Source organism: Bradyrhizobium sp. CCBAU 51627, assembly GCF_028128765.1.
Taxonomy (GTDB): domain Bacteria; phylum Pseudomonadota; class Alphaproteobacteria; order Rhizobiales; family Xanthobacteraceae; genus Bradyrhizobium.
In genome coordinates, this window is record NZ_LBJG01000026.1 from 37,579 (window position 1) to 49,654 (window position 12,076).

Annotated in this window: 12 protein-coding genes; 11 read left to right on the plus strand and 1 reads right to left on the minus strand. The window is 64.4% G+C overall.

Translation table 11 applies throughout. The features are described from left to right. The first annotated feature begins 37 nt into the window (after positions 1-37). The 8 genes from pgsA (at position 38) to XH88_RS22715 (ending at position 6,617) form a co-directional block, all read left to right on the plus strand. On the plus strand, positions 38-655 hold the full coding sequence (pgsA, locus tag XH88_RS22680; RefSeq protein ID WP_271670516.1) for a CDP-diacylglycerol--glycerol-3-phosphate 3-phosphatidyltransferase: 618 nt from the start codon (positions 38-40) through the stop codon (positions 653-655). Beyond that, positions 652-903, plus strand: coding sequence for a molybdopterin converting factor subunit 1 (gene moaD, locus XH88_RS22685; RefSeq protein WP_271670517.1), 252 nt, complete (start codon positions 652-654; stop codon positions 901-903). Before pgsA ends, moaD begins: the two co-directional genes overlap by 4 nt. Before the next feature lie 3 nt (positions 904-906). Then, positions 907-1,389, plus strand: a complete 483-nt coding sequence (locus XH88_RS22690) for a molybdenum cofactor biosynthesis protein MoaE (RefSeq protein ID WP_271670518.1) — start codon at positions 907-909, stop codon at positions 1,387-1,389. Continuing rightward, entirely contained in the window at positions 1,389-2,348 is a 960-nt protein-coding gene (gene prmB, locus XH88_RS22695; protein ID WP_271670519.1) for a 50S ribosomal protein L3 N(5)-glutamine methyltransferase, read from the plus strand. The genes XH88_RS22690 and prmB overlap by 1 nt, the downstream gene beginning before the upstream one ends. 78 nt (positions 2,349-2,426) lie before the next feature. Next, complete coding sequence (locus tag XH88_RS22700; RefSeq protein ID WP_271670520.1) at positions 2,427-3,014, plus strand: phage holin family protein; 588 nt, start codon at positions 2,427-2,429, stop codon at positions 3,012-3,014. Beyond that, complete coding sequence (locus XH88_RS22705) at positions 3,014-4,144, plus strand: YihY/virulence factor BrkB family protein (RefSeq protein ID WP_271670521.1); 1,131 nt, start codon at positions 3,014-3,016, stop codon at positions 4,142-4,144. Before XH88_RS22700 ends, XH88_RS22705 begins: the two co-directional genes overlap by 1 nt. A gap of 136 nt (positions 4,145-4,280) precedes the next feature. Further along, complete coding sequence (locus tag XH88_RS22710; protein ID WP_271670522.1) at positions 4,281-5,747, plus strand: EAL domain-containing protein; 1,467 nt, start codon at positions 4,281-4,283, stop codon at positions 5,745-5,747. Positions 5,748-5,762: 15 nt separating this feature from the next. Continuing rightward, positions 5,763-6,617 (plus strand): TIGR01459 family HAD-type hydrolase, encoded by an 855-nt coding sequence (locus XH88_RS22715; protein ID WP_271670523.1) that lies wholly within the window; start codon positions 5,763-5,765, stop codon positions 6,615-6,617. A gap of 73 nt (positions 6,618-6,690) precedes the next feature. Here XH88_RS22715 and XH88_RS22720 read toward each other — a convergent pair whose 3' ends face one another. Beyond that, positions 6,691-7,086 carry a response regulator gene (locus XH88_RS22720; RefSeq protein WP_008567674.1) on the minus strand — a complete coding sequence of 132 codons (396 nt, stop codon included), beginning with the start codon at positions 7,084-7,086 and terminating at the stop codon, positions 6,691-6,693. Positions 7,087-7,319: 233 nt separating this feature from the next. On the opposite strand from XH88_RS22720, the gene XH88_RS22725 reads away from it, so the two are divergent. The 3 genes from XH88_RS22725 (at position 7,320) to lspA (ending at position 12,007) form a co-directional block, all read left to right on the plus strand. After that, positions 7,320-8,291, plus strand: coding sequence for a bifunctional riboflavin kinase/FAD synthetase (locus XH88_RS22725; protein ID WP_271670524.1), 972 nt, complete (start codon positions 7,320-7,322; stop codon positions 8,289-8,291). 203 nt (positions 8,292-8,494) lie between these two features. Then, positions 8,495-11,503, plus strand: a complete 3,009-nt coding sequence (gene ileS, locus XH88_RS22730) for an isoleucine--tRNA ligase (RefSeq protein ID WP_271670525.1) — start codon at positions 8,495-8,497, stop codon at positions 11,501-11,503. A gap of 9 nt (positions 11,504-11,512) precedes the next feature. Next, positions 11,513-12,007, plus strand: a complete 495-nt coding sequence (gene lspA, locus XH88_RS22735) for a signal peptidase II (RefSeq protein WP_271670526.1) — start codon at positions 11,513-11,515, stop codon at positions 12,005-12,007. The last annotated feature ends 69 nt before the right edge of the window (positions 12,008-12,076 follow it).

Consider the following 12,076-nt stretch of genomic DNA (forward strand, 5'->3'; position numbering starts at 1 on the left):
GGTTGACCTTCAGCCTTGAGCGGTATTGGTAGGACGGATGAACATCGCCACCACACGAGGGACGACCAGCCGCGCGATGTCCCTCCCGAACATCCTGACCTATGGCCGGATCGCCGCGATCCCCGTGGTAGTCGGATGCATCTACGCGCAATCGATCCTGGACTACCCGTTGTGGCTGCGCTGGGTCGCGGTCGCGATCTTCATCGGCGCCGCGGTGACGGACTATCTCGACGGCTATTATGCCCGGATCTGGAATCAGCAATCGGCGTTCGGCCGGATGCTCGACCCGATCGCGGACAAGCTGCTGGTCGCCTCGTGCCTGCTGATGCTGGCCGCCGACGGCATCATCCATGGCTGGTCGTTGTGGGCTGCCATCGTGATCCTCTGCCGCGAGATCCTGGTCTCGGGCCTGCGCGAATACCTTGCCGCGCTGCGCGTCAGCGTGCCCGTGACCAAGCTCGCCAAATGGAAGACCACGGTTCAGCTCGTCGCAATCGGCTTCCTGCTCGCAGGCCCAGCCGGCGACGAGGTCGTCCCGGTGGTTTCGCTGATCGGCCTCGTCCTGCTGTGGGCCTCGGCGATTCTGACCATGTACACCGGCTACGACTATTTCCGCGCGGGCATCCATCACCTCATCAAGGAGGACGAGGGATGAAGGTGAAGTATTTTGCCTGGGTGCGCGAGCGCATCGGCAAGGCCGAGGAGACCGTCGAGCCACCCGCGAGCGTGCGCACCGTCGAGGAGTTGATCGCCTGGCTATCCGGCCAAGGCGAAGCCTATGCTCATGCCTTCGAGAAGCCGAAGGTGATCCGCACCGCGATCGACCATGCCCACGTCAAGGCGGACGCCGCCATCGCCGGCGCCCGCGAGATCGCGTTTTTCCCGCCGATGACCGGCGGCTAGGCCATGAACTCCCCCGCCGCCACCTGCCCCGTCGCCATCCGCATTCAGGAAGATGACTTCGACATTGCGCGCGAGATCGCGGTCCTGACCAAAAGCCGCACCGATATCGGCGCCGTCGTCAGCTTCTCCGGCATCTGCCGCGCCGATGACGACAGTTCGAAGATCGCGGCGCTCACGCTCGAGCACTATCCTGGTATGGCGGAAGAAGAGATCAAGCGCCATGTCGACGAAGCCATCTCGCGCTGGCCGCTCAACGGCGTCACGGTCATCCACCGCGTCGGCCGCTTCATGCCGGGCCAGAACATCGTGCTGGTGCTCACCGCCTCGCAGCATCGCCGAGCTGCATTCGAGGCCGCCGAGTTCCTGATGGATTATCTCAAGACGAGCGCCCCGTTCTGGAAAAAGGAAGAGAGCGCAACGGGCACCGGCTGGGTCGAAGCCCAGGCCTGCGACGACGAGGCCGCCGCACGCTGGACCAAATCCTGATGGCAAAAGTTTCGAAAAAGGTCACGCGCGGCCGCGCCGCACCCAAGCTCGCCAAAGTCGGGCGCGGCGAGCTGCTCACGCTGATTGATTACGTCCGCTATGCGGTGAGCCGCTTCGTCGAGGCAAAGCTTGCCTTCGCGCACGGCACGACCGATCCGGTCGCCGAAGCCGTCTTCCTGGTTTGCGAGGCCCTGCATCTGCATCCCGACCAGTTCGAGAGCTTCGCCCACGCCCGCGTCACCGCGGTGGAAGGCAAGACGCTGCTCGATCTCATCCATCGGCGCGTGACCACGCGCAAACCGGCGGCCTATCTCGTCAACAAGATCTACATGCGCGGTCTGCCCTTCTATGTCGACGAGCGCGTCATCGTTCCGCGCTCCTTCATCGGCGAGCTGCTGGATTCGCATTTCGGCGGCGACGGGCAGCCTGGCTCGCTGATCGATGATCCCGCCTCCGTCGAGCGCGTGCTCGATCTCTGCACGGGATCGGGATGCCTTGCGATCCTCGCCGCGTATCATTTCCCGAACGCGACCGTCGATGCCGTCGACGTGTCCGAGGGCGCGCTTGAGGTCGCGGCGCGCAATGTCGGCGAACATGGGCTGGACGAGCGGATCACGCTGTATCGTGGCGACCTGTTCGCGCCGCTCGACGACAACAAGTACGATCTGATCGTCACCAACCCGCCTTACGTCGACGCCGAAGGCTTGGCGGCATTGCCGCCGGAATGCCGGGCCGAGCCCAAACTCGCCTTCGACGGCGGCGCCGACGGACTCGACATCGTCCGCCGCATCCTGCGCGATGCACCCGATCGCCTGACGCCGGACGGCGGCTTGATCTGCGAGATCGGCCGCGGCCGCGAGCTGGTCGACGAGGCCTTTCCGGAACTGCCCCTGCTCTGGCTTGACACCGAGGAGTCCGAGGGCGAGGTGTTCTGGATCGCGGCCGCCGATCTCGGCTGATCGCGCGCGGCCGGCGGAACAAGTCAAATTCCGCCACGTTCATCCCCCGACGAATGTCTCGTTCTCGGAGGTGTCCGTATGCTCGCGCCATCGGGCGAATTGCTGCGCGCCGGCATGGCGCTGAAGCTCAATCACGTCAAACGCGCCGCTCAATCCTATTTGCGCGACCAGACCAGCCAGGCAGCGGGAAAGGTGACATCTTACGCGGTAGCCGGCGGGCTATTCGCGGTCGCCGGCCTGTTCCTGATCGCCGCATTTTTCGTCGGACTGATGGCCCTGTACCGCTGGGTGGCCATCACTTACGGACAATTCTGGGGTTTTGGTGCCGTCGGGGCCGTGCTGCTGGTGCTGGCCGGGGCCTGCGCCGGTATTGCGATGGCGCAGATGAAGCGCAAGGCAAAGCCGGTCGTTCCGCTTGCCAGCCGTTTGCGCGTAGCGGTCGCGACGCCGCGCATTCCGCGCGGAACGGTCAAACAGGCTGTAAAAGAGGTTGCGACGACAATTCCCCTGGTGCCGCTTGCGCCGGGCGAACGTGGCCATCGCGGCAACAGCTTTTCGGCTCGCACCGTCAGGCCCATGCAACTTGGCCTGATGCTCGCGGCGCTCACCCTGGTCGGATTCACCGCGGCGCGCCGGCGGCGTCCCGCCCGCAGACAGGATGCATGATGCCGGCGCGACCAACCGAGCAGCTCGACAGCTGGCTGCTGGTCGCCGCCACGGCGGTGTTCGTGCTGACGGCAGAACGCTATTTCGGGGAGTCCGGGCTGATCCGGCCGGGACCGCCGCAAGACCATCGCAACAACGAAGCGAGTTCACCGGAAACCAATCCGGCAAGCGCGGCCATGCAGCCCGGCCACGGTCGCCGCTCCAAAAGCCCGCTCAAAATCTCGTGGGCCGGCTGGAAGGATATTTTCTGGCGCACCTATCAGCGCATCGACGACGATCGCCTGCTCGCGACCGCCGGCGGCGTGGTGTTCTTCGGGCTGCTCGCGATCTTTCCCGCCGTGACGGCACTCGTCTCGTCCTACGGACTGTTCGCCAATCCCGCGACCATCAGCGACAATCTCCAGAAGTTGGCGATGATGCTTCCCGAAGGCACGTTCCAGATTGTCCAGGATCAGGTCGGTCGTGTGGTGTCGAAGGGCAACACGGCGCTCGGCGCCACCTTCCTGTTCGGCCTCGTGCTCGCAATCTGGAGCGCCAATGCGGGCGTCAAAGCGATCTTCGACGCCCTCAACGTCGCTTATGAGGAGCGCGAGAAACGCAGCTTCATCAAGCTGAACATGGTGTCCCTCGCCTTCACGGTCGGCGGCATCGTAGCCCTGCTGGTCATGGTCGGCACCGTGGTCGCCTTCCCGCTTGCACTCGATCACCTCGGCATTGCGCCGGAGAGCAAGCTGATCGTCGCGCTGGCACGCTGGCCGCTGCTGTTCCTGATCCTGCTGGTGGCGCTCGCCATCCTCTATCGCTTCGCGCCCAGCCGCGATGCACCGCGCTGGCAGTGGCTGAGCCTCGGCGCGGTGACGGCCGCCATCCTCTGGATTGCGGGGTCGGCGCTGCTCTCCTGGTATTTGTCGGAATTCGCCAACTACAACGCGACCTACGGCTCGCTCGGGGCGGCCATCGGGTTGATGATGTGGATGTGGATGTCGGCCATCGTCATCATGTTCGGTGCCGAACTGAATTCGGAGATCGAGCGGCAGAGCCTGCGCGACACGACCACCGGACGGCCCAAGCCGATCGGCAGCCGCGAGGCCGTCCCGGCCGACACGGTCGGCGCCGCCGCGCCGTCCTGATCTCGCCGCTATCCCCTCGAATCAACAAAGATGTTAAGCTCGCCTTGCTCAGGGGGAGCATGAGGCGTGGCGGCTGCGAATTGCGGCCCGTGTTTTCCCGGATGAGGCAGTCAGCTCTTGAGGCGTAACGCGCGGCATGATTCGCATTTCGACGATCTTCATCGCCATCTGCATGGTTCTGGTCGCGGCCTCGCTCGGGCTGGTGCTCTACGCGGTCGCCGGGATCAGCGGAACCGAATCTGCGATCGTGGCGCTGACCGCGCTGACCTTCCTGATCCTCTACAACGCTGTGTCGATGCGGCTGCGCGATCGCAGCGACGTTGGCGGCCAGATCGCTGACCTGTCGCGCGGCACCGCCGACCTCGCCCGCCAGGTGGCCGAGTTCGGGCGCCGGTTGGCTGCGATCGAGGGCCGCATCGCTTCGTCCAATTCGGCCAATTCCGACCGTGTCCAGTCGGTGGTCGGCGAGATCAACGAGCTTGGCGGATTGGTCAGGCAGCTCGCCGCCACGGTGTCCACGCATGAGGACCTGCTGGCCGGCCATGTGCCGGCGCCGGCCCCCACTCCGATCGGCAGGCTGGAGCCGGAAGCGCCGGTCGACCTGGTTGCACCTTTCGAGCAGCGGCCGGCCGCTCCTTCTCCACTTCCTGCGCCGCCGCGGTCGACATCGCAGGCAGCCCGGACCGCGACCGCGGGTCAGACCGTCAACGGCCGTAACCAGACCCAGATGCTGGCGACGCTGCGCAACGCCATCGACGACAACCGCATCGATATCTTCCTCCAGCCCATGGTGACGCTGCCGCAGCGCAAGGTCCGCTTCTATGAAGCGGTGACTCGCGTCCGCGACGAGCGTGACCAGTTGATCGCCGCCGAGGAGTTCATCAGCATCGCCGAGGCCTCCGGGCTGATCGGGCGCATCGACAACATGGTGCTGCTGCGCTGTGTCCAGGTGCTGCGCCGGCTGATGGTGCGCAACAAGGATGTCGGCGTATTCTGTAATATCGCGGCGTCAACGCTCGGCAATTCCACCATCTTCGCGCAATGTCTCGATTTCCTCGAGGCCAACCGGGCGCTGGCGCCATCACTGGTGCTCGAGTTCAAGCAATCGACCTTCCGCAGCCTCGGTCCGGCTGAGACCGAGCATCTCGCGGCGCTCGCACAGCGCGGCTTCCGCTTCTCGATCGACCATGTCACTGACCTGCGGATCGAGCCGCGCGAACTCGCCGACCGCGGCGTTCGCTTCATCAAGGTTCCGGCACCACTTCTGCTCGACCCGAAGCAGGCATCGGCCTCGGACATTCACCCCTCCGACCTGTCCGATCTGCTCGGCCGTTTCGGCATCGACCTGATCGCCGAGCGGATCGAGGGCGAACGCGCGGTGGTCGACCTGCTCGACTATGACGTGCGGTTCGGCCAGGGCTTTCTGTTCGCGCCGCCCCGGCCATTGCGGCCCGAAGGGGCATCTGCTACCGGCGGAGCCTCGCCGCATCAGGCGCAGGACATTCAGGGATCCAATGGCCCCGGTATACCCAGCGCAGGCACGACGCCTGCCACCCCCTCATCACGCCTCACCGGCAACGCGGCGCTCGCGCGCCGGATCTGATCGGCCGCGCGCGTCATGACCACGCTGCATTTCGCACAGAGCCTGCGCGAACTCGTGGGCGGGGTCGATGTCGTCCTCAGCGACATCTGGGGCGTGGTCCATAACGGTTTGGAATCGTTCCCCGAGGCCTGCGAGGCGCTGCACACCTATCGCAGTCACGGCGGTACCGTGATCCTGATCACCAACGCGCCGCGCCCGGCCGACTCGGTGCAGCGGCAATTGCGCAAGCTCGGCGTCGCCGACGAAACCTATGACGCGATCGTCTCCTCGGGCGATTTGACGCGGCTGTATGTCGCCGATCATCCAGGCCGCAAGATGTTTTGGCTCGGTCCCGAGCGCGACAACTCGATCTATCGCGGCCTCGATGCGACGACCGCTCCGCTGGAGGAGGCCGACTACATCGTCTGTACCGGCCTCTATGATGACGAGACCGAGACCGCGGAAGACTATCGCGGCATGATGCTGAAGGCCCGCGAGCGCAGGCTGACCCTGGTCTGCGCCAACCCCGACATCGTGGTCGAGCGCGGCGACCGGCTGATCTATTGCGCCGGCGCGATCGCGGAGCTCTACCGCGAGCTCGGCGGCGAGGTGATCTTCTATGGCAAGCCGCACCGACCGATCTACGAGCGCGCGATGGCGCTGGCCGGCGAGCGTCATGGCCACCCGATCGACAGGAAGAAGGTGCTGGCGATCGGCGACTCCGTCCGCACCGACCTGACCGGCGCGCGCGAATTCGGCATCGACTGCCTGTTCGTCACCCGCGGCATCCATGCCGAGGAGTTCGAGGGCCTCGACCAGCTCGATCCCAAATCGGTGCTGGAATTGTTCGGTCACCCGCCGAAAGCGCTGATGCGCGAATTGAAGTGGTGAGCTGAGAAAGGCAGAAAGCCCGGGACGAGTGCCCGGGCTTTTTAAGATTCAGCTGATGGCTTCGAAGCGCGGCTTATGCGCTAGCCATGTCCGGGAAGACCGCCTCGATCTTGGTCTTCAGCGTCGCCGCGTTGAACGGCTTGACGATGTAATTGTTCACGCCGGCCTTCTTGGCCGCGATCACGTTCTCGGTCTTCGATTCCGCCGTGATCATGATGAAGGGCGTGGTGGCGAGGTTGGGGTCGGCCCGCACTTCGCGAAGCAGGTCGTAGCCGGTCATCGGCTCCATGTTCCAGTCGGAAATCACGAGCCCATACTTCTTGCCACGCATCTTGTTCAGCGCCGCCGAACCGTCGCTGGCATCATCGATATTTTCGAAGCCAAGCTGCTTCAGCAGATTCCTGATGATACGGATCATGGTGCTGTAGTCGTCCACCACCAGAACCGGCATCGACAAATCAACCGCCATCTCGACTCCCCCCAACGCATACCCAGGAATATTCAAAAACGGACCTGACGGGCCGGGGGCCCTCAGTTCCACCTTTCATGCACTTAGCACCAAGGCGTTAAACAGCGCGTTAACTGGGCTGGGACCGGGCCGGACCGAAATCATGTTCCCTGCGGCCATATCGGCCCGCTTGACTTCAACGCGCGGCTCAAGCCACGGTCCCGGCCGACCCCGCCGGCTCGAGAATTCCTCTGATGGCCCCGCAATTTACCGTTATCCGCGACACCACGCCGAATTCTGCGATCCCCAAGGGCGCCGTGGTCGCCATGGGCAATTTCGACGGGGTCCATCTCGGCCACCGGGCCGTCATCGCCGCTGCCCTGGAGATGGGCCGGGCGCATGGCCGCCCTGCGCTGGCGCTGACCTTCGAACCGCATCCAAGGCGGTTTTTCAGCCCCAACACCCCACAATTTCGTCTGACCGACGAACGGGCAAAACTTCGGCTTCTGGCCGGGACCGGGCTTTCCGGTGCCGTGGTCATGACCTTCGACAAGGCCAGGGCCGGCACCAGCGCGCAAGACTTCATTCATCATGAGCTGATCGAGCGCCTCGGCGTCAGCGGGATTGCGGTCGGCTACGACTTCCATTTCGGCAAGGGCCGGGTCGGCTCGCCGAGCCTCCTGGTCAACGAGGCGCCCCGGCTCGGCATCGAGGTCGACGTGCAGCCGCATGTCGATATCGACGAGCGGCCGGTGTCCTCGAGCGCGATCCGGATCGCGCTCGCTGAGGGACAGCTCGACGAGGCCACGGCCATGCTGAGCGCGCCCTGGTTCATCACCGGCGAGGTCATCCATGGCGAGAAGCGCGGCCGCGACCTCGGCTACCCCACCGCCAACATCCGGCTCGACGCCAATTGCGGGCTCAAGCACGGCATCTATGCGGTGCGGGTCGGCCGCGGGTCGGAGCGTCTGAACGGGGTGGCGAGCTTCGGCCGCCGCCCGACCTTTGATAATGGCGCCCCACTGCTCGAAATCTTCCTGTTCGACTTCAAGGGCGACATTTACGGCCAGGTGCTGGACTGCGCCTTTGTCGGATTCATCCGCGAGGAGCTGAAATTCAACGACATCGAGGCCCTGATCCGCCAGATGGACGACGATTCCGCCCGTGCCCGCGCCATGCTGGCCGCCGCCCCGGATGCGTTTCCACGGCTGGGGATGGTCGATTGAGGGCCCCAAGCCGATCCGCCGGACCTTTGCGCTTCCTTTGGCCCCCTGCTATGGAGAGCCTATGTTTGCGCGGCGCATCATAGGGATTAGCGGCCCGGCTTCCGCCTGAGCCTAAGGGCTCGGCGCAAGACCGGGATTTTGTCGTTTCACCCGCGATTCCGCATCGCCATCCGTTCCCGCGCCATTCCGAGCCAGTCAATCTCATGTCCGAAAAGCCGCAGAAGTCCCCAAAGTTTGAAGTCAAAGACTATTCGAAGACGCTGTTCCTGCCGCAGACCGAATTCCCGATGCGGGCCGGCCTGCCGCAGCGCGAGCCGGAGATCCTGAAATACTGGAACGACATCGGCCTCTACGACAAGCTGCGCAAGGAAGCTGAGGGCCGCGCCAAATTCGTGCTGCATGATGGCCCGCCCTACGCCAACGGCAACATCCATATCGGGCACGCGCTGAACAAGATCCTCAAGGATGTCGTGACCAAGAGCCAGCAGATGCTCGGCTTCGACTCCAACTATGTGCCCGGCTGGGACTGCCACGGCCTGCCGATCGAATGGAAGATCGAGGAGGAGAACTACCGCAAGAAAGGCAAGCAGAAGCCGGACTTCCGCGACTCCGCCGCGATGGTTGCGTTCCGGAAGGAATGCCGCGCCTATGCGACCCACTGGATCAACGTCCAGCGTGAGGAGTTCAAGCGGCTCGGCATCATCGGTGACTGGGATCACCCCTATCAGACGATGAGCTATCCCGCCGAAGCGCAGATCGCCCGCGAGCTCATGAAGTTCGCGGCCAACGGCACACTGTATCGCGGCTCCAAGCCGGTGATGTGGAGCGTGGTCGAGAAGACTGCGCTGGCTGAGGCGGAGGTCGAATACGAAGACCATACCTCCGATACGGTCTGGGTGAAATTTCCGGTCACCTCGCCCTCGCACGGCGCGCTCGCTTCCGCCAGCGTCGTGATCTGGACCACCACGCCATGGACGCTGCCCGGCAACCGCGCGATTTCGTTCTCGCCCAAGATCGCCTATGGCCTCTACAAGGTGACGGACGCCCCCGTGGACAATTGGGCAAAGACCGGTGATCTCCTGATCCTGGCAGATGCGCTGGCCGCGGAAGTGTTCAAGCAGGCACGCGTCACGGCCTATGAGAAGGTACGCGAGATTCCCGGCGACACGCTGGACGCAGTGGAATGCGCCCATCCGTTGCGCGGGTTCGGCGGCGGCTATGAGTTCGTCGTGCCGCTGCTCGCCGGCGAACATGTGACCGACGATACCGGAACGGGCTTCGTGCATACCGCGCCGAGCCACGGTCGCGAGGACTTCGACGTCTGGATGGCGAATACCCGCGAGCTCGACGCGCGGGGCATCTCGACCGCGATCCCCTACACGGTCGACGAGAACGGCGCCTACACCGCGCAGGCCCCGGGCTTCGCCGGCAGGCGCGTGCTCAACGACAAGGGCGAGAAGGGCGACGCCAACGAGGCCGTGATCAAGGCGCTGATCGAAGGCGGCAAGCTGCTCGCGCGCGGCCGCCTCAAGCACCAATATCCGCACTCCTGGCGCTCGAAGAAGCCGGTAATCTTCCGCAACACGCCGCAATGGTTCATCGCGATGGACAAGGACATCAGCGAGGACGGCCATGCGAAGAAGGGCGACACGCTGCGCGCCCGCGCGCTGCATGCGATCTCGGTGACGCAATGGGTGCCGCCGTCGGGCGAAAACCGCATCAACGGCATGATCGCCAATCGCCCGGACTGGGTGATCTCGCGCCAGCGTGCCTGGGGCGTGCCGATTGCCGTGTTCGTACGCGAGAAGAGCGACGGCTCGGCCGAAATCCTCCAGGACGAGATCGTCAACCAGCGCATCACCGAAGCCTTCATGGAAGAAGGTGCGGACGCCTGGTACATGGATGGCGCGCGCGAGCGCTTCCTCGGATCGCATGCAGCCGAGGACTGGAAGAAGGTCGACGACATCTGCGACGTCTGGTTCGATTCCGGCTCCACGCACGCCTTCGTGCTCGAGGATCGCCAGAACTTCCCGCAACTCGGCAACATCGTCCGCAAGGTCGACGGCGGCAATGACACCGTGATGTATCTGGAAGGCAGCGACCAGCATCGCGGCTGGTTCCACTCCTCCCTGCTCGAGAGTGCCGGCACGCGCGGCCGCGCGCCCTACGACATCGTACTCACCCACGGCTTCACGCTCGACGAGAACGGCCGCAAGATGTCGAAGTCGCTCGGCAACACCGTCGAGCCGCAGAAGGTGATCAAGGATTCGGGTGCGGACATCCTGCGCCTGTGGGTCTGCGCCACCGACTATGCCGACGACCAGCGCATCGGCCCGGAGATCCTGAAGAACACCATCGAGACCTATCGCAAGCTGCGCAACACGGTGCGCTGGATGCTCGGCACGCTGCATCACTTCAAGCCGAGCGAGAAGGTTGCCCATGCCGACATGCCCGAGCTCGAGCGGTTGATGCTGCACGAGCTGGCCGGCCATGCCGAAACGGTTCGCAAGGCCTACGCTGCGTTCGACTACAAGAGCGTGGTCGCGACCCTGTCCGCCTTCATGAACTCGGAGCTGTCGGCGTTCTACTTCGACATCCGCAAGGACACGCTGTATTGCGATCCACCGTCCTCGCCGGCGCGCAAGGCGGCGCTGACCACGATTGACATTCTGTGCGACGCCATCCTGAAGTGGCTCGCTCCGATCCTGAGCTTCACGACCGACGAAGCCTGGCGGATGTTCCGTCCTGATGCGGTACCTTCCATCCATTTGACCCTTTTCCCCGAGGGTCTCGAACAATTCCGCGACGAAAAGCTCGCCGCGAAATGGGAGACGATCCGCAACGTTCGCCGCGTCGTCACCGGCGCGCTCGAGCTCGAACGTGCCGCCAAGAACATCGGATCCTCGCTGGAGGCCTCGCCGGTGATCTATGTCGCCGAGCGCGACATGCTGGCGACGCTGTTCGACGTCGATCTTGCCGAGATCTGCATCACTTCGAATTACGAGGTGCGCGAGGGCGAGGCGCCGGCCAATGCATTCCGTCTCGATACGGTGCCGGGTGTCGCGGTCGTGGTCGAGAAGGCGGTCGGCACCAAATGCGCGCGCTCCTGGAAGATCCTGCCGACGGTCGGCGAGGACACCGAATATCCCGACGTCACCCCGCGCGATGCCCAGGCGCTGCGCGAATGGAAGGCGCTCGGAGTGGCGGTCTGATCGCCGGCCATGACCCCGCTCCGCACCGGCATCCTCGCGGCTGTGGCCACGCTCGTCGCCGACCAGGCCTCAAAGCTCTGGCTACTGAACAGCTTCGACCTCGCTCGCCGCGGCGTGGTGAAGGTGACGCCGTTCTTCGATCTGGTGCTGGCCTGGAACATCGGGATCAGCTTCGGCTGGCTCCAGAACGACGGTCACGCCGCACAGCTGGCGCTAATGGCAGTGAAGATCGTTGCGGTGGTCGCGCTTGCAATCTGGATGGCGCGGTCGCAGACCCACCTCGCCACCGTGGCGCTGGGGCTGATCATCGGCGGCGCCATCGGCAACGGCATCGACCGTCTGGCCTATGGCGCGGTGGTCGATTTTGCCCTGTTTCACATCGAAATCGCCGGAAATACCTATAATTGGTACGTTTTCAACTTGGCGGACGTTGCCATCGTTGCTGGGGTAGCGGCCCTATTGTATGATTCCTTTGTGGGGATACCCGCCGCAAAAGCGCCCTGATCCCGGCTGATACGGACCGGAGGCGGAACCTTGCTTTGGCGAGGAGTGGTCGCGCGAGACGCGACACGA

What these genes read in the sequence shown, in the direction of transcription:
- pgsA (WP_271670516.1), top strand. Translation starts at nt 38, where the DNA reads ATGAACATCGCCACCACACGAGGGACGACCAGCCGCGCGATGTCCCTC.
- moaD (WP_271670517.1), top strand. Translation starts at nt 652, where the DNA reads ATGAAGGTGAAGTATTTTGCCTGGGTGCGCGAGCGCATCGGCAAGGCC.
- XH88_RS22690 (WP_271670518.1), top strand. Translation starts at nt 907, where the DNA reads ATGAACTCCCCCGCCGCCACCTGCCCCGTCGCCATCCGCATTCAGGAA.
- prmB (WP_271670519.1), top strand. Translation starts at nt 1,389, where the DNA reads ATGGCAAAAGTTTCGAAAAAGGTCACGCGCGGCCGCGCCGCACCCAAG.
- XH88_RS22700 (WP_271670520.1), top strand. Translation starts at nt 2,427, where the DNA reads ATGCTCGCGCCATCGGGCGAATTGCTGCGCGCCGGCATGGCGCTGAAG.
- XH88_RS22705 (WP_271670521.1), top strand. Translation starts at nt 3,014, where the DNA reads ATGCCGGCGCGACCAACCGAGCAGCTCGACAGCTGGCTGCTGGTCGCC.
- XH88_RS22710 (WP_271670522.1), top strand. Translation starts at nt 4,281, where the DNA reads ATGATTCGCATTTCGACGATCTTCATCGCCATCTGCATGGTTCTGGTC.
- XH88_RS22715 (WP_271670523.1), top strand. Translation starts at nt 5,763, where the DNA reads ATGACCACGCTGCATTTCGCACAGAGCCTGCGCGAACTCGTGGGCGGG.
- XH88_RS22720 (WP_008567674.1), bottom strand. Translation starts at nt 7,086, where the DNA reads ATGGCGGTTGATTTGTCGATGCCGGTTCTGGTGGTGGACGACTACAGC.
- XH88_RS22725 (WP_271670524.1), top strand. Translation starts at nt 7,320, where the DNA reads ATGGCCCCGCAATTTACCGTTATCCGCGACACCACGCCGAATTCTGCG.
- ileS (WP_271670525.1), top strand. Translation starts at nt 8,495, where the DNA reads ATGTCCGAAAAGCCGCAGAAGTCCCCAAAGTTTGAAGTCAAAGACTAT.
- lspA (WP_271670526.1), top strand. Translation starts at nt 11,513, where the DNA reads ATGACCCCGCTCCGCACCGGCATCCTCGCGGCTGTGGCCACGCTCGTC.